23 protein-coding genes are annotated in these 21,030 nt (G+C 70.0%); 8 read left to right on the top strand and 15 right to left on the bottom strand.

The features are described 5' to 3' along the window. The first annotated feature begins 4 nt into the window (after positions 1 to 4). On the top strand, positions 5 to 1,777 hold the full coding sequence (locus M1L60_RS03970; protein WP_274622862.1) for an ABC transporter ATP-binding protein: 1,773 nt from the start codon (positions 5 to 7) through the stop codon (positions 1,775 to 1,777). 61 nt (positions 1,778 to 1,838) lie between these two features. Here the strand turns inward: M1L60_RS03970 and M1L60_RS03965 are convergent, their stop codons facing one another. The 4 genes from M1L60_RS03965 to M1L60_RS03950 form a co-directional block, all read right to left on the bottom strand. Further along, positions 1,839 to 2,465: a hypothetical protein gene (locus tag M1L60_RS03965; protein WP_253235874.1), complete on the bottom strand. Its 627-nt coding sequence runs from the start codon at positions 2,463 to 2,465 to the stop codon at positions 1,839 to 1,841. An 83-nt stretch (positions 2,466 to 2,548) separates the two neighbouring features. Continuing rightward, positions 2,549 to 2,890 carry a VOC family protein gene (locus tag M1L60_RS03960; RefSeq protein ID WP_253235873.1) on the bottom strand — a complete coding sequence of 114 codons (342 nt, stop codon included), beginning with the start codon at positions 2,888 to 2,890 and terminating at the stop codon, positions 2,549 to 2,551. Beyond that, the gene (locus M1L60_RS03955; protein WP_253235872.1) at positions 2,887 to 3,531 is read right to left on the bottom strand and encodes a nitroreductase family protein; all 645 of its coding nucleotides are present in this window, start codon (positions 3,529 to 3,531) and stop codon (positions 2,887 to 2,889) included. The genes M1L60_RS03960 and M1L60_RS03955 overlap by 4 nt, the downstream gene beginning before the upstream one ends. A 9-nt stretch (positions 3,532 to 3,540) precedes the next feature. After that, entirely contained in the window at positions 3,541 to 4,719 is a 1,179-nt protein-coding gene (locus M1L60_RS03950) for a citrate synthase family protein (protein ID WP_253235871.1), read from the bottom strand. Positions 4,720 to 4,787: 68 nt separating this feature from the next. On the opposite strand from M1L60_RS03950, the gene M1L60_RS03945 reads away from it, so the two are divergent. After that, positions 4,788 to 5,888, top strand: coding sequence for a citrate synthase 2 (locus M1L60_RS03945; protein WP_253235870.1), 1,101 nt, complete (start codon positions 4,788 to 4,790; stop codon positions 5,886 to 5,888). Between the two features lie 187 nt (positions 5,889 to 6,075). Continuing rightward, positions 6,076 to 6,303 carry a hypothetical protein gene (locus tag M1L60_RS03940; RefSeq protein WP_253235869.1) on the top strand — a complete coding sequence of 76 codons (228 nt, stop codon included), beginning with the start codon at positions 6,076 to 6,078 and terminating at the stop codon, positions 6,301 to 6,303. Here M1L60_RS03940 and M1L60_RS03935 read toward each other — a convergent pair whose 3' ends face one another. The 3 genes from M1L60_RS03935 to glgX are packed head-to-tail and all read right to left on the bottom strand — an operon-like array spanning position 6,304 to position 9,675. Continuing rightward, a complete protein-coding gene (locus tag M1L60_RS03935; protein WP_253235868.1) occupies positions 6,304 to 6,510 on the bottom strand; it encodes a hypothetical protein in 207 nt (68 codons plus the stop codon). Between the two features lie 38 nt (positions 6,511 to 6,548). Continuing rightward, positions 6,549 to 7,538: an SAM-dependent methyltransferase gene (locus M1L60_RS03930; protein WP_253235867.1), complete on the bottom strand. Its 990-nt coding sequence runs from the start codon at positions 7,536 to 7,538 to the stop codon at positions 6,549 to 6,551. Positions 7,539 to 7,566: 28 nt separating this feature from the next. After that, positions 7,567 to 9,675 carry a glycogen debranching protein GlgX gene (gene glgX / locus M1L60_RS03925; protein WP_253235866.1) on the bottom strand — a complete coding sequence of 703 codons (2,109 nt, stop codon included), beginning with the start codon at positions 9,673 to 9,675 and terminating at the stop codon, positions 7,567 to 7,569. Positions 9,676 to 9,746: 71 nt separating this feature from the next. Between glgX and M1L60_RS03920 the strand changes: the two genes are divergently transcribed. From M1L60_RS03920 to M1L60_RS03910, 3 genes are read left to right on the top strand one after another with little or no spacing between them, the layout of a single operon-like run. Then, positions 9,747 to 10,370 (top strand): hypothetical protein, encoded by a 624-nt coding sequence (locus M1L60_RS03920; RefSeq protein ID WP_253235865.1) that lies wholly within the window; start codon positions 9,747 to 9,749, stop codon positions 10,368 to 10,370. Then, positions 10,367 to 11,530: a PrsW family intramembrane metalloprotease gene (locus tag M1L60_RS03915; RefSeq protein WP_253235864.1), complete on the top strand. Its 1,164-nt coding sequence runs from the start codon at positions 10,367 to 10,369 to the stop codon at positions 11,528 to 11,530. The genes M1L60_RS03920 and M1L60_RS03915 overlap by 4 nt, the downstream gene beginning before the upstream one ends. Positions 11,531 to 11,547: 17 nt before the next feature. Next, the gene (locus M1L60_RS03910; protein ID WP_253235863.1) at positions 11,548 to 12,042 is read left to right on the top strand and encodes a DUF1990 domain-containing protein; all 495 of its coding nucleotides are present in this window, start codon (positions 11,548 to 11,550) and stop codon (positions 12,040 to 12,042) included. Between the two features lie 54 nt (positions 12,043 to 12,096). On the opposite strand, the gene M1L60_RS03905 is transcribed toward M1L60_RS03910, so the two are convergent. Both M1L60_RS03905 and M1L60_RS03900 read right to left on the bottom strand, forming a co-directional pair. After that, positions 12,097 to 13,044: an LLM class flavin-dependent oxidoreductase gene (locus M1L60_RS03905; protein WP_253235862.1), complete on the bottom strand. Its 948-nt coding sequence runs from the start codon at positions 13,042 to 13,044 to the stop codon at positions 12,097 to 12,099. Then, the gene (locus M1L60_RS03900) at positions 13,041 to 13,640 is read right to left on the bottom strand and encodes a sugar O-acetyltransferase (RefSeq protein WP_253235861.1); all 600 of its coding nucleotides are present in this window, start codon (positions 13,638 to 13,640) and stop codon (positions 13,041 to 13,043) included. The genes M1L60_RS03905 and M1L60_RS03900 overlap by 4 nt, the downstream gene beginning before the upstream one ends. A gap of 159 nt (positions 13,641 to 13,799) precedes the next feature. Here M1L60_RS03900 and M1L60_RS03895 point away from each other — a divergent pair, with 159 nt between their 5' ends. After that, entirely contained in the window at positions 13,800 to 14,630 is an 831-nt protein-coding gene (locus tag M1L60_RS03895) for an inositol monophosphatase family protein (RefSeq protein WP_256515906.1), read from the top strand. 105 nt (positions 14,631 to 14,735) lie between these two features. Here the strand turns inward: M1L60_RS03895 and M1L60_RS03890 are convergent, their stop codons facing one another. Together M1L60_RS03890 and M1L60_RS03885 are read right to left on the bottom strand one after the other, a co-directional pair. Further along, on the bottom strand, positions 14,736 to 15,212 hold the full coding sequence (locus M1L60_RS03890) for a GNAT family N-acetyltransferase (protein ID WP_253235860.1): 477 nt from the start codon (positions 15,210 to 15,212) through the stop codon (positions 14,736 to 14,738). A 172-nt stretch (positions 15,213 to 15,384) separates the two neighbouring features. After that, positions 15,385 to 16,647 (bottom strand): DUF1479 domain-containing protein, encoded by a 1,263-nt coding sequence (locus M1L60_RS03885; protein WP_253235859.1) that lies wholly within the window; start codon positions 16,645 to 16,647, stop codon positions 15,385 to 15,387. A gap of 90 nt (positions 16,648 to 16,737) precedes the next feature. On the opposite strand from M1L60_RS03885, the gene M1L60_RS03880 reads away from it, so the two are divergent. Next, positions 16,738 to 18,225: an ROK family transcriptional regulator gene (locus tag M1L60_RS03880; RefSeq protein WP_253235858.1), complete on the top strand. Its 1,488-nt coding sequence runs from the start codon at positions 16,738 to 16,740 to the stop codon at positions 18,223 to 18,225. A gap of 254 nt (positions 18,226 to 18,479) precedes the next feature. On the opposite strand, the gene fliQ is transcribed toward M1L60_RS03880, so the two are convergent. The 4 genes from fliQ to M1L60_RS03860 all read right to left on the bottom strand — a co-directional run bounded on the left by fliQ (position 18,480) and on the right by M1L60_RS03860 (position 20,970). Continuing rightward, positions 18,480 to 18,737: a flagellar biosynthesis protein FliQ gene (fliQ, locus tag M1L60_RS03875; protein ID WP_253235857.1), complete on the bottom strand. Its 258-nt coding sequence runs from the start codon at positions 18,735 to 18,737 to the stop codon at positions 18,480 to 18,482. A 316-nt stretch (positions 18,738 to 19,053) separates the two neighbouring features. After that, positions 19,054 to 19,710 carry a maleylpyruvate isomerase N-terminal domain-containing protein gene (locus M1L60_RS03870; protein ID WP_253235856.1) on the bottom strand — a complete coding sequence of 219 codons (657 nt, stop codon included), beginning with the start codon at positions 19,708 to 19,710 and terminating at the stop codon, positions 19,054 to 19,056. Between the two features lie 24 nt (positions 19,711 to 19,734). After that, on the bottom strand, positions 19,735 to 20,460 hold the full coding sequence (locus tag M1L60_RS03865) for a hypothetical protein (protein WP_253235855.1): 726 nt from the start codon (positions 20,458 to 20,460) through the stop codon (positions 19,735 to 19,737). Between the two features lie 27 nt (positions 20,461 to 20,487). Continuing rightward, positions 20,488 to 20,970 (bottom strand): ricin-type beta-trefoil lectin domain protein, encoded by a 483-nt coding sequence (locus tag M1L60_RS03860; protein ID WP_253235854.1) that lies wholly within the window; start codon positions 20,968 to 20,970, stop codon positions 20,488 to 20,490. Between the last annotated feature and the right edge of the window lie 60 nt (positions 20,971 to 21,030).

Here is a 21,030-nt window from a genome sequence, read left to right as displayed (position 1 = left end):
GCTCTTGGAAAGCCCCCGTGGAAAAAAGAAGCCGTCCGCGGCTGAGATCGCGCAGGCGAAGAACGTCTCGCTGCGCCGCATCGGCGCCCTGTTCACCGACCACCGCGGCCCGTTGGCCGTCGTCGTCCTCACCATCGTGGCCTCGTCGATCGTCGGCCTGGCCAGCCCGTTCCTGCTGCGCGCGGTGATCGACTCCGCGCTGCCGGACAAGAACGTGCAACTGCTCGTCTGGCTCGTGATCGGCATGGTCGCGGTCGCCGCCGTCACCTCCGCGCTCGGCGTCGTCCAGACGTGGATCAGCACCACCATCGGCCAGCGCGTCATGCACCGGCTGCGCACGGACGTCTTCCGTCACCTGCAGCGCCAGTCGATCGCCTTCTTCACCCGGACGCGCACCGGCGAGGTGCAGTCGCGCATCACCAACGACATCGGCGGCATGGAAGCGGTCGTCACGTCCACCGCCACGTCGATCGCCTCGAACCTGACCACAGTCATCGCCACCGCGGTGGCCATGGCCGCCCTCTCCTGGCAGCTGTCGCTGGTGTCGCTGCTCGTGCTGCCGCCGTCGATCTGGCTCACCCGCCGGGTCGCGAGCATGCGCCGGGCCATCACCGCCCAGCGCCAGCGTGAACTGGCCGACCTCAACGTCATCATCGAGGAGGGTCTGTCCATCGGCGGCGTGCAGCTGAGCAAGACGATGGGCACCGGCCCGGCCCAGGTCGAGCGGTTCAGCACCTCGTCGAGCCGGCTCATCGACCTCGAGCTGCGCTCCGAGCTGGCCGGGCGCTGGCGGATGGCCTCGATGAGCATCGTCTTCGCCGCCATCCCGGCCGTCATCTATCTCGCGGCCGGCCTGCCGGTCACCTCGGGCGGCCTGAGCATCGGCACGCTCGTCGCGTTCACCGCCCTCCAATCCGGTCTGTTCCGGCCGCTCATGGGCCTGCTCAACGTGGGCGTCACGGTCACCACGTCGCTGGCGCTGTTCGCGCGCATCTTCGAGTACCTCGACCTGCCGATCGACATCGAGGAACCGGCCCGGCCCGTGCCGGTTCCGGCCGCGCGCGGCCACTTGCGCTTCGAGGACGTCACATTTTCGTACGCCGGGAGCCCGTCGGCCGCCGTCGCCGGCGTCACCCTCGACGTGCCCGCGGGGTCGTCACTCGCCCTCGTCGGTGAGACCGGCTCGGGCAAGAGCACGATCGCGGCGCTGATCGCCCGGCTCTACGACCCGACGGCCGGCCGGATCACGATCGACGGCGTCGACCTGCGCGATCTGTCGCACGAAACGCTCACGTCGATCGTCGGTGTGGTGTCGCAAGAGACCTACCTGCTGCACACGACCGTGCGCGAGAACCTGCGCTACGCCAAGCCGGACGCCACCGACGCCGAGATCGAGGCCGCGGCCCGCGCCGCGCAGATCCACGACCTGATCGCCGGCCTGCCCGACGGGTACGACACGATGGTCGGCTCGCGCGGCCACCGGTTCTCCGGCGGCGAGAAGCAGCGGATCGCCATCGCCCGCACGCTGCTGCGCGACCCGCGCATCCTGGTGCTCGACGAGGCCACGAGCGCGCTCGACAACGAGACCGAGCGGGCCGTGCAGAAGGCGTTCGACGAGCTCTCCCGCGGCCGCACGACGGTGACGATCGCGCACCGCCTGTCCACCGTCCGCGACGCCGACCAGATCGCCGTCGTCGACCACGGCCGCATCCTGGAGGCGGGCACGCACGACACGCTGGTCGACGTGGGCGGCCGGTACGCGGCCCTGGCCGCATGAGTTCTCCCCGTACGCCAAGAACGCCCCGAGCCGTTTCGGCCCGGGGCGTTCGCTGGTCAGTTCACTTGCCCTTCCTGCCCTCCGGGGGCGGGGTGGGCAGCTTGGGCGCGCTCTTCGCGTAGTCGACGACGAGCGGCTTGCCCACGTGCACCAGCTCACGGGCCCGGCGGCGGACGTCCTCGGCGCTCGTGTGACGGCTCGACGGCACGTGGATCGCGATGTTGCCGACGAAACGGAGCAGGTCGTTGACCGTACCCGGGAAGATGTTGCACAGCTCGGCCGCGGCCAGCAGTTGCGACTCGGGAACGCCGGCCACGTGGTCGGACATGCCCGCGTTCCAGGCCTTGGCGTGCACCAGGTAGCCGGCCGGGAGACCACCGGGGCCACCCAGCTCGACCAGCAGCTTGGAGCGGTCGCTCCGGGCCGGCCGGGCGCTGTTGACCATGTAGAAGAAGCCGAGCGCGCCGAGCAGGCCGGTCACGCCGAGCGCGGCCGCGGGCGAACCCGAGCCCTTCAGCACCACGACGAACAGGATGACCAGGATCAGGGCGCCGGCCATCATCTCGGCGGTGCCGTCACGGGCCTCGGAATCCTCGGAACGGTCGACCGCCTTGGCGATCAGACCTTCGTAGATCCGGTCCGTCGGCTGCCACCGGTCGTCGCGGACCGGCAGAGTCCGCTGAGCCATGGGCGGGGTCCCTTCCATCGGGTGTCGTCGTGCGATACCCGGATATCGGTCGGCCCCCGCCGCACTTTACGACTCGGCCCCGCCTACTCCTCGACGCAGAACTCGTTGCCCTCCGGGTCGCGCAGCACGATGATCCCGTCGGCCTCCCAGGCGAACGTCGCGCCCAGGTCGGTCAGCCGCTTGACCTCGGCCGGGATGTCGCCGCCGGGCGCGCGCAGGTCGAAGTGCAGGCGCAGCTTGCCCTGCTTGGGCTCGGGCACGCGCTGGAACCACAGGTTGGGCCCGCCCCAGCCCGGCGCCTCGACGAACGCCTTGGCCGAGGTCGCGTCGGTGTCCAGTTCGCCGCCGAGCGCGGCCGCCCAGAAACGGGCCACGACCAGCGCGTCCTGGCAGTCGAGGGTCAGACTCTTGACGTACGGAATCATGGTCGTTCCTCGTACCTCTCGGTGAAGACCACCTCGTCCAGCGGCCGCCGCTTGGGCTGGGCCCAGCGCCCGCGGGCCGGGTAGCCGAGCGGGATCAACGCCATGGTGAGCGCGTCTTCGGGCAGATTCAACAGCTTGCGTACGCCGTCCTCATGCCCCGAATAGAGCGTTGTCAACGTCGAGCCGATGCCGTAGGCGCGAGCGGCCAGCATCAGCTGCTGCACGGCGCCGTAGATGGACGAGCCCAGCCGCGGATTGCTCGACCGGGCGGCGCCGATCAGCACCGGGAAGATCCAGACCGGCGCCTCCTCGAGGTGGGCGGCCAGGTGGTCGGCGGCCCGGAAACTGGCCGCGCTCATGCCGTTCGGGTCGGCGGAGCCGAGGATCTGCTCGCGCCGCGACCCGTAGCTCTTGTCCCACCCCTCGCGGTACCACTCGGCGATCTGCCGCTTGACCTGCGGGTCGCGCACGACGATCCAGGCCCAGCGCTGGCTGTTGCCGCCGCTGGGGCCGCGCACGGCAGCGTCGAGGATCGCGCGGACGACGTCATCGGCGATCGGTTCGGCCGACAGGTAGCGGCGGGCGGGCGTCGAGTGCAGCCCTTCGAGCAGGGACAGGCTGTTCGGATCTTCGGACGACATGACCGGACCCTACCGACTGCGGGGGACGGAATACTCGCCCGACGGGCGGAACCGGAGCGGACGGTCGCCGTACTCCTCGAGGGCGTGGGCGATCCAGCCGGCGGTGCGGGCCACGGCGAAGATCGTCTCGCCCGCCTCGGCCGGCATGCCGTGCTCCATGCACAGCGCGGCCAGGGCCAGGTCGACATTGGGGCGCAGGCCCGATCGCGTACGCATGATGTCCACCAGGCGCTCGGCCGCCTCCCGGGCGCGGGTGTCGCCGAGCATCTCGAACAGGGCGGTCGCGCGCGGGTCGCCGTCCGGGTAGAGGCGGTGACCGAAGCCGGGGACCGGTTCGCCGGAGCGGAGCTGGTCGGCGATGGTGCCGATGGGGTCGGGGCGGCTCATCGATTCGGCGAGCAGAGGGTGGGCGAGGCTGCTGGCCGCGCCGTGCAGGGGGCCGTCGAGCGCGGCCAGGCCGGCGCCGACCACGGCGTACGGGTTGGCCCGGGTGGACGCGGCGACCCGGGCGGCCAGCGTGGAGGCGGCGATGTCGTGGTCGGCCAGCAGGATCAGGGCGGCGTCGAGCAGGCTGTGTTCCTTGGGGGTGGGTTCGCCGGCGGTGAGGCGGGGCCAGAGCCGTTCCGCGATGCTGCCGGCGCTGGTGGCGCGGCCGGCCAAGGGGAGTGTGGCGACCATCGTGCCGAGCAGGGTGCGGGCGGTGGCCGTCACGGCGGCGGGCGAGGTGTCGAAGCGCAGGGGGTCGGCGGCGGCCAGGGCGGCCACGGCGACCCGCAGGCGATCGGTGTGGCGGGCGATCGCCGGCAGCGGCCCGATCACGGCCTCGGCCAGGCGGCGCTGGGTCTCGTCGGCCGGCAGCGGAACGTAGTCACGGGTACCTGTCCACAGGAGATGAACGACCTCCTCGAAACTCGCTACGCTCGCGAGCTGGATGGCGTCGTGGCCGCGATATTGCAGGCGGCCGCCCTGGATCAGGGTGATGCCGGTCTGGATGCCGGGCAGCAGCGGCTGCTTGCGCGCGGACAGGAAGGTGTCGACCTCGTCCCGGTCGAACAGGCTGCCCTTGCCCTGGCCGTTGCGGTGGCTGCTGAGCAGGCCGCGGCTGACGTACGCGTAGACGGTAGCGGGCCGGACACCGAGGCGCTGGGCGACTTCGGCGGTGGTCAGGCGGGGCGGTTCGGCAGGCATGTGGACATGCTCTCATGTTGACTGGATCAATATTGACGTCAACATGTACGCGATCCAGTCTCGTCAACATGATGACTGTGAACCCAGGGCTGGCCGGTGTCGTCGCCTTCGACACCGAGATCGCCGAGCCGGACCGGGACGGTGGGGCGCTCCGCTACCGCGGCGTCGACATCCGCTCCCTGGCCGGCGCCGTGTCGTTCGGAGACGTATGGGGCCTGCTGGCCGACGGCTCCTTCGAGTCACCGCTGTCACCGGGCTCGCCGGTGCGTGTGCCGGTGGAGACCGGGGATGTGCGGGTGGCGGCGCAGGCTGCGGCGGCCGCGTTGGGGACGCGGCCGCTCATCGACATCTCGGATGCGGAGGCTCGGCAGGATCTGGCGCGGGCGTCGGCGGCTTTGTTGAGCCTGGTGGCGGCGTCGGCCCGGGGCTCGGAACGGCCGGCGGTGCCGGAGCGGCGGGTCGCCGAGGGGGCGGACGTGACGTCGCAGTTCATGATCCGGTGGCGGGGTGAGCCGGACCCGCGGCACGTGGCGGCGATAGACCGGTACTGGGTCTGCGCGGCCGAGCACGGGATGAACGCGTCGACCTTCACGGCGCGCGTGGTGGCCAGCACCGGCGCCGACGTGGGAGCGTGCCTGTCGGCGGCGGTGGGCGCGTTGTCGGGGCCGCTGCACGGTGGGGCGCCGGCGCGGGCGCTCGGCATGGTCGAGGCGGTCGAGAAGAGCGGGGACGCGCGGTCGTACGTGAAGAAGGTGCTGGACAGCGGGCAGCGGCTGATGGGCTTCGGGCACGCCGTCTACCGCGCCGAGGACCCGCGGGCCCGGATCCTGCGGGAGACCGCGCGTGAGCTGGGGGCGCCGCGCTTCGAGGTCGCCGCCGAGCTGGAGCGGGCCGCCCTGGCCGAACTGCGGGAGCGCAAGCCGGACCGGGTGCTCGAGACGAACGTCGAGTTCTGGGCGGCGATCGTGCTCGACTTCGCCGAGGTGCCGGTGGACATGCTGGCCGCGATGTTCACCTGCGCCCGCACGGCCGGCTGGAGCGCCCACATCCTCGAGCAGAAGCGCCTCGCGAAGATCATCCGCCCGTCGGCCGACTACGTGGGCCCGCCCGAGCGCGCCGCCGCCGACCTGCCCGGCTGGGCCGCCGCCATCCAGCGTCACGCTGCCTGAACGCAATATTCCGCGCCCGTGCCATGCACCAGCGCCACTGCGAAAGAGCCACTCGTACTGCGTCTGCGCCACCGCCACGCGCCCTGCCACATGCGCCAGCGCCAAATGGCTAGGCCGTGGATGAACAGGGTGGCGGGGATGGGGAAATCGGTCGCGGGGAGGGTGGTGTGGGTCCGACGATGCGGGGATGACTGGTGCACCCGAAGGATTCACGTATCGCGTCCGGAAGAACGGGGACGTCGAGATGCAGCATCACGGGCGGGCGGCGGGGGTGCTGCGGGGCGCGGCCGCCGCGCGGTTCCTGGCCGAGGTCGAGGAGGGGGACCCGCAGGAGCTCATGGCCCGGTTGACCGGCAACTACCGGCACGGTAACGAGCGGGTGGCCCGCAACCATCCCCGCAACCGGGGGCGATGATCAACGCGCGCCCTGGATCCGGCTCAGCAGCGCCGGCACCCAGTGGTCGCCGTAGCGTTCGCGCAGGTCCAGGTGGGTCCAGTCGTGGCCCGAGACCACGCCCCGGCCGTGATCGGCGCCCGCGCGAACAGGCCCGAGCCCTCGATCGGGGACGACCGGACCTCGACCGCAGGGTGCAGCCAGCAGTCCGGTTCGGGCGGCAGCCACATGAGTTCACCATCCACCGGCCTCTGTGGACACGCAAGTCAGGATGGGAACAGTTCCCGGTGCAGCGCGGACTCGTGGAAAACGCCGCCGTGATGTGGACTCGACCAGACCAACGGCTCCTCGACGCTCGGCGCGAGCACCGACACGTGGTAGTCGGGGTGAATGCCGTCGTCGCTGGTCCGGCGGTGAAAGGTGACCTCCAGGTGGTCGCCGGAGCGGATTTCCGTCGGGTCGAGCGGCACGTAGACCGGCGCCCACCCGCGCGTATCGCCAGTCAGGCTGTCGATTTCCCGTGACGAAGCCGCTGACGACACAGCGATCCGGCTCCACAGCAGCAGGCCGGTCATCCGGGCCGAATCGACGTCGACCGTGAGGCGGGCCGTGGCTGTCCCGTCGGCGTCGGGTGGCGGGCGCCGGTGATCGAAGACCAGCGACTCGACCGGCGCCGCCGACGAGATGACCAGGTCGGCGGCGGGACCGCCCAGGCACAACCGCAGATCGAAGGGGCGGCCGACGGCGGCGAACACCTTCTCGACGTACGGAAGGCTCTCGGAAGCCAACAGCCGCCCACCAGCCGGAAGCGAGACGGCCGCCGCCCAGGTCTGGACGCGGAACGGTATCCACAGGCAGTCGGTTGTGCACAGGCGCTGCCGCGCGTCGGCGAGAACGGTGACGGCGCCTTCCGCGGACGCGATGTTCCCGACGATCTCGGAGACGCACACCCCGGCCCGCGTCGGCAGGTCGACGGCGGTGGACAGACCCTCGATCACAGTCACCCGGCCGCCGAGACCGGACACGGTGCGGCGGGCCTGAGCGGCCGCGTCGGGCTGCCGCTCGACCGCGTAGACGTGCGCCGCCCCGGCCCGGGCCGCCGCGACGGCCCACAGCGCGTCGCGGCCGGTGCCGATGTCGAGCACCACCCGGCCCGCCGCCGCCCCGGCAATCGCCTCGCTGTAGGCGCGGAAACGCTCGTCCCGGACGTCGAAAGCGTCGTAGACGCCGTCGTCGTACACCGGATATTCGCCCATCGAAGGGAACAGGACGAAGGGCTGCTCGCTAATAGCGGCACCGTAGCACCACGAGCGTGTGCCCCGTCACTTCATGCTGAGAAGCGGCTTTCGCGGTCTTGCGCCGGACCGCCAGCAACGGATCCGCCGTATTGGCCACGATCTCCCACGTACGCCCGAAACTGCGATCCGGCAGGGTGAACTGCACCGTTTCGCCGAGCGGGTTGAACAGCAGCAGGAACGAGTCGTCGGTGATGGGCTCGCCCAGGGCGTCGCGTTCGGGAATGCCCTTTCCGTTGAGGAAGACCGTCATCGTCATTCCGCTGCGGGTGTTCCAATCCGCCTCGGTCATCGGCTGGCCGTCGCGCCGCAGCCAGGCGATGTCGGGCACCTTGTCCTCGCCGAAGGACTCGCCGGTGAAGAACCGCCGGCGCCGGAAGATGGGGTGCTTCGCCCGCAGTTCGGTCAGCCGCCGCGTGAAGCCCGTCAGCACGTCCGCGTTGCGGGCCTCGGACCAGTCGACCCAGCTGATCTCGTTGTCCTGGCAGTAGACGTTGTTGTTGCCGCCCTGAGTACGCCCGAGCTCGTCGCCGTGCGCGATCATCGGCACGCCCTGCGACAACAGCAGTGTGGCCAGGAAGTTGCGCTTCTGCCGTTCCCGCAGCGCGACGATGTCCGGGTCGTCCGTCGGGCCTTCCACGCCGCAGTTCCACGACCGGTTGTGGCTCTCGCCGTCGCGATTGTCCTCGCCGTTGGCGTCGTTGTGCTTCTCGTTGTACGACACCAGATCGTCGAGCGTGAAACCGTCGTGCGCGGTCACGAAGTTGATGGACGCGATCGGCCGCCGCCCGTCGATCTCGTACAGGTCGGAACTGCCCGTGAACCGCGACGCGAACTCACCCAGCGAGGAAGGTTCGCCCCGCCAGAAGTCGCGCACCGAATCGCGGTACCGCCCGTTCCATTCGGTCCACAGCGGCGGGAAGCCGCCGACCTGATAACCGCCGTCACCCACGTCCCACGGCTCGGCGATGAGCTTGACCTGCGAGACCACCGGGTCCTGGTTCACGAGGTCGAAGAACGCGGCCAGCCGGTCGACGGCGTGGAACTCGCGGGCCAGCGCGGCCGCCAGGTCGAACCGGAAGCCGTCGACGTGCATCTCGGTCACCCAGTACCGCAACGAATCCATGATGAGCCGCAGCGATTCGTGGTGCCGCACGTTGAGGCTGTTCCCGGTGCCGGTCGTGTCGTAGTAGAACTGCTTGTCCTCCTCGACCAGCCGGTAGTAGGCCGGGTTGTCGATGCCGCGGAACGACAGCGTCGGCCCGAGGTGGTTGCCCTCGGCGGTGTGGTTGTAGACCACGTCGAGAATCACTTCGATGCCGGCCTGGTGCAGCGCCTTCACCATCGATTTGAACTCTTGCACCTGCCCGCCGTGGCCGCCGAACGAGGCGTACCCGTTGTGGGGTGCGAAGAAGCCGATGGTGTTGTAGCCCCAATAGTTCGTGAGCCCCCGGTCGACGAGCGTGCTGTCGTGCACGAACTGGTGCACCGGCATCAACTCGACGGCGGTCACGCCCAGCTTCTTGAAATGCTCGATCATCGCCGGGTGGGCCAGGCCCGAATAGGTGCCGCGGACGTCCTCCGGAATGCTGGGATGCCGTTCGGTCATGCCCTTGACGTGCGCTTCGTAGATGACCGTCTGGTGGAACGGGATGCGCAGCGGGCGGTCGTTGCCCCAGTCGAAGAACGGGTTGATGACGACGGACTTCTGCGCGTAGGCCGCGGAGTCGTCGTCGTTGCGCGAACCCGGATCGCCGAACCGGTAGGAGAAAAGCGCCTCGTTCCAGTCGTTACGGCCATCAATGGCTTTGGCGTACGGGTCGAGCAGCAGTTTGCTGGGATTGCAGCGCAGCCCGCTCGCCGGGTCGTAGGGACCGTGCACGCGGTACCCGTAACGCTGACCCGGCACGATGCGGGGCAGATAACCGTGCCAGACGAGAGCCTCCCGCTCGGGCAGGTCGACCCGCGTCTCGTTCCCGTCCTCGTCGAACAGGCACAGTTCGACCCGTTCCGCGAGTTCGGAGAAGAGGGCGAAGTTCGTCCCACCACCGTCGTAGGTGGCGCCCAACGGGTACGGGTTTCCTGGCCAGATGTGCATGCGGATGTTGCTTCCCTCCCATCACCTTCGTCAATCAGGGCGTCGGCACTAGGTTGATCCTGGGGGTGCACATGACTACAGGCATACCGGGCTGGGTGCCCGTCGAACATCGGTGGTTCGGCCTCGACCGGCGGCAGATGAAGCCCGCCGTGTTCGTCCTCGTGGTCGCTCTGCTGCTCATCTACGGCTGGCCGGCGCTCAACGCGATCGTCCCGTGGGACAACCCGACCAGGGCCGGCGACGTGCTGAATCTGGGCGACGGCGCGACCGCCGTACCGCCCGTGGGCTGGCAGTTGGAGGACGGCACGCTGGTCAGCGACCGCACCGGCGTCAGCCCCACCAGCGACAACGTCAAGCTGGTCAAGGCCGGGACGACGATCCAGATGACCGGGGCATCGTTCAACGGCACCGCGGCCCAGTTCCTCGACCAGGTCATCCGCTCCGAGGACCCGGAGGCCGACATCTCCGCCGCCCCGGCGACCTTTACCACCGCGTCCGGGCTGGTCGGCGTGGTCCGCAGCGCCAGCGGCAGCGGCGGCGACGAATTGCTGGCGGCGTTCAAGATGTCGAAGTCCGATCCGGCGGCCGCACCGGCCCTGTTGGTCGAGGTGGCCGCCGTACCCGGGGAATTTCAGCAGGTCTCGCGCGAGATCGACACTTTCCTGCGCAGCATCACGTCGGGGGTGAACGAATGACGGTCACGACGGCGGCCACCAAGGACGCCCAGCGCGCCGCGATCGACGAGTCCGGCTGGGGCGCCCGGTTCAAGTTCTTCCAGCCCCACAACCCGGCCTTCTGGGTCTACGTCATCGGTGTCGGCGCGGGCGCGATCGGCATGATCAAATACTTCGGCCCGGCCCTCGGCGGCACCTACCGCCTGGCCGTGACCAGCGGCATCGTGTTCTTCGGGATCTACCTGATCCCGTGGCTGATCTTCCTGCGCCGGCAGAACCGCTACACCGCGCAGCCGGGCAAGCTGCTCGCCACCGGCTTCGTCTGGGGTGCGGTGGCCGCGACGTTCTGGATCGCGCTGCCGGCCAACACCGCCTTACTCGAAATCTGGACCAAGCTGCTCGGCCCGAGCGGCGCCAGCACGTGGGGCGCCGGGTTCAGCGCGCCGATCGACGAGGAGTGGAGCAAGGGGCTCGGGCTCATCCTGCTGATCGCGCTGGCGCCCCGGCTGGTCCGCAGCGCGTACGACGGGTTCATCATCGGCGCGTTCATCGGGCTCGGCTTCCAGGTCTCCGAGGACGTGCTGTACGCGTACAACAACGCGACCTCGAGCTTCGGCGTCGGCCAGCTGGAGTCCTCGCTGTTCATCCTGGCCCTGCGCGGCTTCGCCGGTATCACGTCGCACGCCCTGTTCAGCGCCGTCTTCTGTGCCGGTGTCATGTGGATCCTCGGCCGGGCTCCGGGCGAGCGGCGGATCGGCCGGGGCGTCGCGGCCTGCCTGGCCGCGATGTTCCTGCACTTCGCGTGGGACGACGCGTCCGGCCTGTTCGCCTGGAGCAACTTCCTGATCGTGGTCGGGCCCTACCTGATCCTCATGCCGCTCGCGATCGGGACCCTGCTGGTGGTGCGGCGGCTGGCCTCGGCCAAGGAGCGCGCGTGGATGCGCGAGCTGCTGGCGCCCGAGGTCGAGGCCGGCGTGATCGACCCGCCGTTGCTGGACGCGGTGAGCGGACTGCACAAGGACCGTCGCCACTATCGCAAAGTTGTCCACAGCCGGCACCGGGCCCGCCATCTGGTCGAGAGCGCGGGTGATCTGGCACAAGAGATCGCGGCCGCCGGTGGACAGGAGACCGAACGGGTCGCCCATGCCCGGGCCGAGGTGCTCCGTCTACGCGGAACCTGACCGGATAAGTTGATCAAATGGACAAGCCGCTCACGTACGCCGAGGTCGGCGCGACCCGCGAAGGCCCCCTGCCCGCGGGATACGCGCACGTCTATCGGGACGCCCGCCTCGGCGAGGGGCGTACGACGTACGACAAGGCTGTGGACGGGCTTTTCCACTGGCGCATGCACCGCGCGGCCGGCCTGAGCCTTCGGGACGATCCCGGGCCGGCCGCGACGGGCGTGGACGTGGCGTTGCGGCTGCTGTTCCTGACAATTCCGTGCCGGGTCGTCTACACGGTCGACGAGCCGCAGCGGCGCGGCTTCGGCTACGGCACGCTGCCGGGGCATCCCGAGAGCGGCGAGGAAGCCTTCTTCGTGGTGCTCAAGGACGACGGCGAGGTGCGTTTCCAGTTGCGGGCCTTCAGCCGGCCCGCCAATTTCCTGGTCCGGCTGGGCAATCCCGTGGCCCAGCAGGTCCAGCGGTACGCGACCGACCGCTACGTCAAGGCCATGCAGCAGATCAGCCGTTAGAGCCGGTCAGCGTCGAGACCCTGGCCTGCTCGGCCCCGGGCACCCTGGTGCGAGTCAGGAGCGGACGACCCGGGCCAGGCGATCGAGGGCGCCGAGGCGATCGGATTCGGCCGGGATCATCACGACGCTCGTCGCCCCGGCGCTGTGCCGGGCCGCGATCCGGGCCCGCACCTCGTCGGCGGTGCCGGCCAGGGCCAGTTCGCCGACCCACTCGTCGGGCATGGTGGCGGCGAAGTCGTCCGGGCTCGACGAGGCCTGGCGGTGGCGGGCCAGATCGTCCGCGAACGGCAGGGGAGCGAGGTGCGGCGCCCAGTCGGGCTCGCCGATCCAGGCCAGGCCGGGGCGGGCCAGGTCGCGGGCGGCCCGGCCGTCGGGGCCGACCACCGCGGCGTCGTACGTGATGACCTCCAGGGACTTCGAGCCCAGGTGCTCGATCGAGGCCTCGACGTAGGGCGGCGCGGCTGGTTCGGCCAGCAGCACGCCGTCGGAGACGCGGCCCGCCAGGGCGATCGATTTCGGTCCGCGTACGCCCAGCACGACCGGGGGCACGACGTCGGGGTGCTCGCCGATGACGACGCCTTCGACCTGCACGTACCGGCCGGCGGCGGGCCCGGGCTCGCCGCGCAGCAGGGTGCGGACGGCGACCGTGTACTCCTCGAGCAGGGTGAGCGGGCTCCTGGGCCACGCGCCGACCTGGCGCATCCAGTCGGGCATGCCGTGGCCGATGCCGGCGATCAGGCGGCCCGGGAACAGCTGGGCCAGCGTGCCGAGCTCCATCGCGGCGAACGCGGCGTTACGGGCGCCGGCGGGCAGGATGCCGATGCCGACCACGATGCGTGACGTGGCGGCGAGCACGGCGCCGGCCTGCGCGATGCCGCCGCGGAAGCCGAGGTCCTCGACCACCCACAGCTCGTCGAAGCCGAGCTCGTCCGCGCGTCTCGCATAATCGAGAACCTCGTTCACGGGCAGGTCCCGCGGCAACATCACACCGATACGCGTCACGACGAGCTCCCCTTGAATCCGGTCTTGTCCGCGTCGTTGATCTTACGGAGGACCCGTGCCGGGTTGCCCACCGCGATCACCCCGGCCGGGATCGAGCGCGTGACGACGCTGCCCGAGCCGATGATCGAACCGTCACCGATGGTCACGCCCTGGTTGATCGTGACATCGCCGCCGACCCAGACGCGGTCACCGATCGTCACCGGCTTGGCGTAGCAGCCGCCGGCCGCGCGCTCGAACGGATCGATGGCGTGATTGCTGGTGTAGATGCCGACCCGCGGCCCGAACAGGACGTCGTCACCGATGGCGATGCCGCCGCCGTCGAGCAGCACGCAGTCGAAGTTCGCGTAGAACCGGTCGCCGACGTCGATGTTGAAGCCGAACTCGCAGCGGAAGGTCGGCTCGAAGTGGCAGTTGGCGCCGACGCTGCCCAGCAGGCGGCGCAGGATCGCTTCGCGGACTTCCTGGGGCTGCCCGAAGCTGCCGTTGTACTCGGTCGACAGCAAGACTGTCCGTTGCCGCGCTTCCACCAACTCGATCGTCAGATCGTCATACATCGCACCGGTCATGATGTGCGCACGCTGCTTCTCAAGACTCACAGGGCTATCCTGCCGTGCGTGCGGCTTTTCAAGTTCAAAGGCCTGCTGTCGTAGCGGGGTGGTGGGTTACCGACCCGTCGCTCGCGCCGAGGGCCGTGCCGGGGTGAGCTGGCCGCCGGCGCGTCCAGGACGCTCACCCCACCACGGCGACGTGCGTGAATGGTTGCGCCCAAGAGCGAACAGCCTCAAGATCGGGCAGTGCTGAACAGTGACGGGGAACTGGCCGTGGCAGCGGCCGAAGCAGGCGCGGCTGTCGTGCTTGAGCGTTACGGCACCGAGCTTGCGCGCTTCGACAAAGCGCCGGGGGACTTCGCGACCGAAGCCGATGTGGAAGCCGAAAAGGTCATCCTCGAGGTGTTGCGTCAGGCCCGGCCCGGTGACGTGATCGTGGGCGAGGAGGGCGGGCGCAGCGAGGGGGACGGGGCAACGGCGCAGCGCGAGTGGCTGGTCGACCCGTTGTGCGGGACGTTGAACTACGCGGCGCGGACGATGCTCGTTTCGGTCAATGTCGCGTTGCGCAGCGCGGGGCGCACGGTGGCGGCCGCATCCGCCGACCCGTTCGCGGGCGAGGTGTTCTGGACCGACGGCGATCAGGCCTGGGTCCGGCGGGGTGGGCGCGACGAGCCGCTCGTGCCCGACGGCTCGTCCGATCTGGTCGACCTGAACCTGGATCCGCCGTTCCCCAACGCGCCCGCGTTCCGGGCGGCTGGGTTGCTGCTCGACGATCGCTTCACGAACCGTTTCCGGCCGCGCGTCATCTCCAGCACTCTGGCCGTCGCGTGGGTGGCCGCCGGTCGGCGGGCCGCCTACATCACTGACGGCCACTTGAGCGACAGTGTCCACTTCGCCGCCGGCATCGCCCTGTGTCAGGCCGCGGGCTGCGTGGTGACGACCCTCGACGGCTCACCCGTTCACACCGGAATGCAGGGCCTCATCGCCGCTGCCGACCAGGACACCCATGCGGCATTGCTGGCCTTGAGGAGTCGGTGACGCCGACCCGGGCATGAAGCGCCGACTATGTTGGTCTGCGAGCGGGTCTGGGCCGCGTTCACCACGGCAGCGCTGGACGGCGGTCGTGGTCGGCCGTGTCAGTGGTCAGTCGCTGGGCAGGGTCAGGCGCATCGCGGGGTCTTTCGTGAGGATGAAGCCCTGCGAGGTGTACAGAGACAGGCCGTCGTCGCTGGCGCGTAGGTCGACCAGGCCGGCGCCCTGCGCGTGGAACCAGGCGATCAGTGCTGAGGTGCAGGCTCGTGCGTGGCCCTGACGACGATGCTCGGGATCGGTGGCGACGTTGAACATGTAGCCGACCCGCCCCTGAGGATTGCGCGGGCCGCCGAGTCGTTCCTCGAGGATGCCGACGGCGCAGGCGGCGAGGCGTCCTTCGTGACCCGGCTGGTCCACGACGAAGCCGGCCATGGTGGGCTCCGGCTCGGCCAGCCGCCGCAGCAGGATGCGCCGGGCCGGATCGCGCCAGCCGTGCTCGTCCGAGTCGTCGCCGACGCCGAACAGCACGCCTCGGAGCCGCACCAATTCGTCCGCGTCGTCCACTGTGGCCCGCCGAGCATTGATCATGGACCGAGGATAGCGGGCCGCCGCGCCCCGGACGTCCTCGTCCGAGTCCACGGCTCGAAGCGTCGATTCACGCACGACCGGACCTCATCAGCTGCGCGTTGGTGAGCGTATGGACAGAAACGTGCGATCGCCGCGGACAGCCGCCGCGGCGATCGGTGGCTCCGGGCTCGGTTCAGGACAGGCCCAGGCCCCGGCGGCCCGTCTCGTTCAGGTCGGCTTCGGCGAAGCGGTCGGGCCACTCGCGCTCGTAGTGTTCGGCGGGGAAGTCGGACGGGCTGGAGCCGGACAGGAATGCCTCGCGGACATTGGCCGCGTACGTCTCGTTGCGGGGGCACCAAGGGGCGGCCGGGATGTACATGACGTTGCCCCAGCCCTTCTGGTCCTGCACCGGGGCGACGCTGTGGATCATGTCGCAGTGCCACCAGACCGAGTCGCCGGCCTGGACGTCGGGGATGCCGGCCAGCGCCTCCATGAGCAGGCCGTGCCACTTGTCGGTGGCCGGGAAGACCTGGTTGACGGTCACGCCGCACATCTCGTCGTCGGGCACGTCATTCAGCAGCGGGCGCAGCATCAGGTAGGCCATCGCGCCCGGGATCGGCACGGTGTGCAGCACGCCTTGGTCGTGGGACATGTCGGAGAGCGCCGTCCAGCCCTGGAACGTCCGGAAGGCCGAGCACATGGTCGAGCCGGGGTACTGCGGGCCGGACGTGCGGTAGGCCGCGTCCCACGGGTCGTACTTCTCCACATCCCCGTTGAACAAGTGGCGGAAAGCCTTCTGGTAGGCCTCGGTCATCCACAGGTCGAGCGTGCCCGGGTCGAGGTGCGTCCCCAGTCCCGCCGAGTCCGCGCCCTCGGGCCGACGGCGGATGCGGTCGGGATAAAGCGAGTCACGCGAGGGGTCGAACCACTGCACACCCTCGGACTCGTGCTTCCACTGGCTGTTGAGGAACGCCTGCACGCGGGCCATCCGGTCGCTCTGCCGCGCCTCCATCTGCGCGTGCGACCAATAGATCGGGTAGATCTCGGGCTTCGAGCCGACGCTGCCGAAGAAGTCGTCGCCGGGGCCGCGGTAGTCCTCGAAGAAGTTGTTGTCCTCGACGTACTGCACGATGCCGGCGTCCCAGCCGAGCGCTTGCTCACGCTCGAAATGACCCCGAACGACCAGGCAACCACGCTTGCGGAGCTGGGCGACGTCGGCCGCGCTCACGGTGCCGGCCTCGATGTCCGCGTACGAGATGACGGGCCAGATCGTCTCGCCGCGCGCCCGGGCGGCGTTGATCTCGGCCACCTCGGCCGCGATCGAGCGCTCGACCACGGCGAAAACCTCTTCCACCGTACGACCGGAAGCGGCGATCTGACGGCGGAGCGCGGCCTTGATCTCGCGAATGGCGGCGGGGAGGTCGGCGGGGGTCTCCTCCCAGTGGGGGAGCGACATGGCGTGTCTCCTTCTAGTCATGGCCCTTAACTAGAAACACGGTAAGGCCCCGCATCCTTTCTAGGCAAGACCCCTGACTAGAATGTTCGCGTGGACCCGGCCAAGCCCTCCCAAGAGCTGCTGCGCGCACTGACCGACGAACACGTGTTGCGCGCCCTCATGCGCCACCGCCTGTTGACCCGCGCGGAGTTATCCACAGAAACCGGCATCTCCAAGCCGACGGCCGGCGAAAGCGTCCGCCGCCTGACCGAAGCCGGCCTGCTCGTGGACACCGGCCGGCGCACCCAAGGCGGCCGAGGCCGAGGCCGCGTCGGCTCCTACTACTCGCTGGCCCCCGACGTAGGCACAGCATTAGCCGTAAGCATCGCCCCCGAAGGCGTAACAGCCGAGTGCCTGAACCCCTACGGCGACCTGCTGGCCCGCGCCGAGGAGCCCATCGGCCGCCCCGCCCGCCCCGACAACGTGACCGCCGCCCTGAAACGCGCAGTGGACCGAGTACACGACCTGGTCGCGGCCCAGCAAAACGCGGACACCAACCGGCGCCTCGACGACAGCCGCCCAGACGCCGGCACGCGAACCGGCTCGAGCCTCAGCGAGGTGCGCTCGGGCGACGCGCGCCCGGCCGCCGGCACGCGAACCGGCTCGAGCCTCAGCGAGGTGCGCTCGGGCGACGCGCGCCCGGCCGCCGGCACGCGAGCCAAGTCGAATCTGGGCCACGCGCGCATTGACGGTGACGCGCGGACGGATGGTCGCGGGCGGCTTGGCTATGCCCCCATGGGCGCCGGTGTGCATGTCGACTCGGAGCTCGGCGATGCGGACGTGGACACCGGCGGACAGGCGGATGATCGCGCGCGGGTCGACCAGACGCATCTGGATGCTCGTGCGCAAGGGAGCGCTCGGGCTCAGCTGGATGGACGGCCACGGCTGGCGGTGGTCAGTGCGGCGGATCCGGTGGATCGGCACACCGGGCGGCTCTTGCAGTTGCCGGATGCGCCGTTCTTGCTGGGCGAGATCGATCCGGTGGCGGTGCTGGCCGGGCGGGTTGATGGGCCGGTGTATGTGGACAACGACGTCAACTGGGCCGCTGAAGCGGAACGAGCGGCGGCGCCTGTGGACGACTTCGCCTACGTGTATCTGGACGAGGGATTGGGCTGCGCCGTCGTCAGTGACGGGGAGGTGCGGCGCGGGCATCGGGGTGTGGCCGGCGAGATCGCGCACCTGATCACGGTGGGGCCGGAGGGCCGGGCGATGCCGCTGATCGAAGTGTTCGGCGAGCTGGGTCTGCGGCGGCCCGGGTCCACAGCCATCGACGTCGAGCGGGTCATCGCCGACCGGCCGGGGGAGGTCGTCACCGCGGTCGGCGGCTTGATCGCAGCGCTCGCAACGCTCATCGACCCCGAGGTGGTGGTCATCGGCGGCCGGTGGGGAACGGAATTGATCGGCGACATCATCGATGAGGTCGCCTACTCGCCCCGCCCGGTGCCGGTGCGCGCCGCGACCGTGGACAGCGAGCCGTCGTTGGCCGGAGCCCGAAACGACGCCCTCCACCGGCTGCGGGAACTGATCGTCAGCCGCTGATTCCGCGTCTGTGGACGACCGAAGCGAGCAAGGATCGACAGTCAGGCTGGCCATCAGTGGGTCGCCGCCTGTGGACGTCAGATGCCGGAGTGGATCGACAGTCGGGCTGACTCTTGCTGGATTCCTGCCTGTGGGCGGCCGATGCGGGCGGGTCGACAGTCAGGCTGGCTATCGGTGAGTGTGCGCTTGTGGACGACCGGCGGTGTTCGCGGGTCGGCAGGCATGCTGACTTTCGGGAGTGGTGGGGCGGGTGGTCAGCCGATCAGCTGGGGTATGCGGCCGAAGAGTTGCGTGGTGTAGGTGATCATTTCGTGGAGCATCCAGTTGCCCGAGAAGAGGAGGGCGGCGCAGACCGCGGCGGCCTTCGGAACGAAGGACAGGGTTGCTTCCTGGATCTGGGTCACCGACTGGAACAGGGAGATCGCGAAGCCGACCGCCAGGGCCGTCAGCAGGACCGGCGCACACATCTTGGCGGCGATTGTCATCGCGCCGAGGCCCAGTTCGATGATCATTGTGTCGGTCATATCCCTCTGTTCGGGCATTTTGGCCCGGGTTGAAGAGCAGACCGGTTGCAGTTCGGTGAGACCGGCTCCGAAAACCTCAGCTGAGTGCGACGAGTCAGCCCGGCCGGCGCGCGGCGGTGGCCACGCCGAAGCCCGCCTGTCCGGCGACAATTGACAAGCGCGAACCAACTGGTCAGACCACCTGCGACATGTCGGGTAAGGGGTGCGGTCGGTCCGTACGTCGCACGGTTGGGGCCGTAGCCCAGGGCGACAGGGATCCGACTGCCAGCAGCGTCGCCCTCGAGGCGGCCGCGGGGTCGAGACGTCAGACCACCGTGAACTTTTCCGGTAGGGGTGAGCGGCCGGTCAGCGCGCTCAGCACCGTGGGGCCCTCGCCCAGGGCGACCGCGATCCGGGCGGCCAGCAATGTTGCCTCGGATACCGCTGCGGGGTCGAAACCGGCCGGCACTCCGGCTGCGGCTGCCACATCCGCACCATGTACTACGAGCTCGAAGGTGCGGGTGGGGAGCCAGTCGCGCACGCGCATGCCGCCGACGGGAGTGGTCACCACGTCGTCGTCGCCCACTGCGGCCAAAGACTGGGTGGCTCGGCCGGCCAGTTCGCCGGTGGAGTCGAAGTCGACGGGGCGGCGGGCGTCGTCGGTGGAGGCGGCTACCGCGGCCGCGTACACGTCCGCGGGCACGTCTCGGACGAAGGCGAAGTAGCCCTCGGGGGCCTCGATGTTGACGGGCTGGGGGGCCTTGCGGGGCGCGCCGGGCAGTGATGGTGAGCGCGGCGCCGAGGACGAGGCCGTTCCCAGGACTGCGGGCACCTGTTCCAGGGCCGAGCTGATCGTGTGGCTGATCAGTTCGCGTAGCGTCCAGTCGCCCAGGCCGGGGCCGTCCAGGCGATCGGCGGGGACCCGTCTCACCAGGTCCACGAAAGTCACGGCGGCGGAGCGGTACGTCCGGCGGTAGTCCATGCCGACAATTTAGTCAGCGCCGGATCAGTCGGTGTCGGAGCGGTGCCGGCCGCGGGCGTAGTCGTGCTCGGCCGTCTCGTCGCCGGACGCCCCGTGCCGCGCCCGATACCCCGGCTCCGAGTGCGGTGCGAACGGCGCGGGCCCGGCGGAAGATCCGTGCGTCGCAGGCCCACCGGGCGAGGCGTGGAAGGTGGGGCCGGTGGGAAAGGCGGGCGATGCGGGGCCGGTGGGTTGGTCGGGACCCAGTTGGGGCAGGCCGGACGGGCGGGGTGGGCGTGGCTCGGCCTCGACCGGCTTCTCGCCCAGGCCGGACGGGGGCAGACCGGACGGCATCGCCCCGGTCTTGGCGCCGTCGGACTTCTTCTTCTTGGTCGCGGCCGGCGCCGTCGGGTCGAGCGGGGGAGGCGGTGTCGGGAACGGCTGGCGATCGGCAGTCACGGCCGGGGCCACGTACGGCTGGCCGCTGTGGTCCTCCTCGAGCCGTTTCATCCTGGCCCGGGAGCGGCGGCGGGCGACCCCGGCCACGACCAGACCCAGGGCCGGTGTCGCGAAGACGAACCACGACATGAACGGCGAGTCCGGCGCCACCACCATCAGGTAGCCCGCGTAGCCGAGGAACGCCAGGCCCAGCAGCACGTCGAGGACGCGCAGGATCAGACCCTGGCCGAGGCCCAGCACGGCCAGGATCAGGAACAGCAGGCCCGCGGCGGCCAGCGCGCCGGCGTACCGAAGGAACTCGCCGTCCGACATGGTCCCATTGTCGGGGTTTATGGGCCGCTATCGGCGCCATTTCTGATTCAGCCACCCGTTGCAGTCCCATACCTGCACGCGTGTCCCGTTCCGGGTGCCGCCGGCGATGTCCTCGTCGAGGCAGCGGCCGTCGTGGCGGCTGGTGATGGTGCCGTCGGCGTTCAGGTTCCACTTCTGGTTGAGCCAGCCGTTACACGCCCACAGTTGCACCTTGGTGCCGTTGCCGGTGCCGGCCGAGATGTCGAGGTCGAGGCAGCGCCCGTCCCACGAGCTGCGGATCGAGCCGTCGCGATAGCTGGTCCAGCGCTGGTTGCGTCCGCCCGCGATGCACTGCCAGGTCTGCACCTTGGTGCCGTCGTGGGTCGGGTTGGAGATGTCGGCGTCGAGGCAGCGGCCGTCGTGCCGGCTGACGATTACTCCGGTCGGTGCGGCCTGGGCCGGGCCGGCCGGGACGAGCAGGGCGGTCGATGCCATCAGGGCCGCCGCGAAGATCCTGGAAACCGCGCGCATGAGAGCCTTCTTCGATCGTATGCCGCGGGGGGTCGCCTCAATGTAGGCGCGTTCCCCCGT

This window comes from Paractinoplanes aksuensis, from assembly GCF_024137025.1.
Classification (GTDB): domain Bacteria; phylum Actinomycetota; class Actinomycetes; order Mycobacteriales; family Micromonosporaceae; genus Actinoplanes; species Actinoplanes aksuensis.
This window is presented reverse-complemented; position numbering and strand designations above follow the sequence as displayed.

Excerpts from the sequence above, each read along its gene's own strand:
- glgX (WP_253235866.1), bottom strand. The coding sequence starts at position 9,675 with ATGCACATCTGGCCAGGAAACCCGTACCCGTTGGGCGCCACCTACGAC.
- M1L60_RS03895 (WP_256515906.1), top strand. The coding sequence starts at position 13,800 with ATGGTTGCGCCCAAGAGCGAACAGCCTCAAGATCGGGCAGTGCTGAAC.
- M1L60_RS03950 (WP_253235871.1), bottom strand. The coding sequence starts at position 4,719 with ATGCCTGCCGAACCGCCCCGCCTGACCACCGCCGAAGTCGCCCAGCGC.
- M1L60_RS03940 (WP_253235869.1), top strand. The coding sequence starts at position 6,076 with ATGACTGGTGCACCCGAAGGATTCACGTATCGCGTCCGGAAGAACGGG.
- M1L60_RS03960 (WP_253235873.1), bottom strand. The coding sequence starts at position 2,890 with ATGATTCCGTACGTCAAGAGTCTGACCCTCGACTGCCAGGACGCGCTG.
- M1L60_RS03910 (WP_253235863.1), top strand. The coding sequence starts at position 11,548 with ATGGACAAGCCGCTCACGTACGCCGAGGTCGGCGCGACCCGCGAAGGC.
- M1L60_RS03945 (WP_253235870.1), top strand. The coding sequence starts at position 4,788 with ATGATGACTGTGAACCCAGGGCTGGCCGGTGTCGTCGCCTTCGACACC.
- M1L60_RS03915 (WP_253235864.1), top strand. The coding sequence starts at position 10,367 with ATGACGGTCACGACGGCGGCCACCAAGGACGCCCAGCGCGCCGCGATC.
- M1L60_RS03865 (WP_253235855.1), bottom strand. The coding sequence starts at position 20,460 with ATGTCGGACGGCGAGTTCCTTCGGTACGCCGGCGCGCTGGCCGCCGCG.
- fliQ (WP_253235857.1), bottom strand. The coding sequence starts at position 18,737 with ATGATCATCGAACTGGGCCTCGGCGCGATGACAATCGCCGCCAAGATG.
- M1L60_RS03930 (WP_253235867.1), bottom strand. The coding sequence starts at position 7,538 with ATGGGCGAATATCCGGTGTACGACGACGGCGTCTACGACGCTTTCGAC.
- M1L60_RS03890 (WP_253235860.1), bottom strand. The coding sequence starts at position 15,212 with ATGATCAATGCTCGGCGGGCCACAGTGGACGACGCGGACGAATTGGTG.
- M1L60_RS03965 (WP_253235874.1), bottom strand. The coding sequence starts at position 2,465 with ATGGCTCAGCGGACTCTGCCGGTCCGCGACGACCGGTGGCAGCCGACG.
- M1L60_RS03955 (WP_253235872.1), bottom strand. The coding sequence starts at position 3,531 with ATGTCGTCCGAAGATCCGAACAGCCTGTCCCTGCTCGAAGGGCTGCAC.
- M1L60_RS03920 (WP_253235865.1), top strand. The coding sequence starts at position 9,747 with ATGACTACAGGCATACCGGGCTGGGTGCCCGTCGAACATCGGTGGTTC.
- M1L60_RS03860 (WP_253235854.1), bottom strand. The coding sequence starts at position 20,970 with ATGCGCGCGGTTTCCAGGATCTTCGCGGCGGCCCTGATGGCATCGACC.
- M1L60_RS03870 (WP_253235856.1), bottom strand. The coding sequence starts at position 19,710 with ATGGACTACCGCCGGACGTACCGCTCCGCCGCCGTGACTTTCGTGGAC.
- M1L60_RS03885 (WP_253235859.1), bottom strand. The coding sequence starts at position 16,647 with ATGTCGCTCCCCCACTGGGAGGAGACCCCCGCCGACCTCCCCGCCGCC.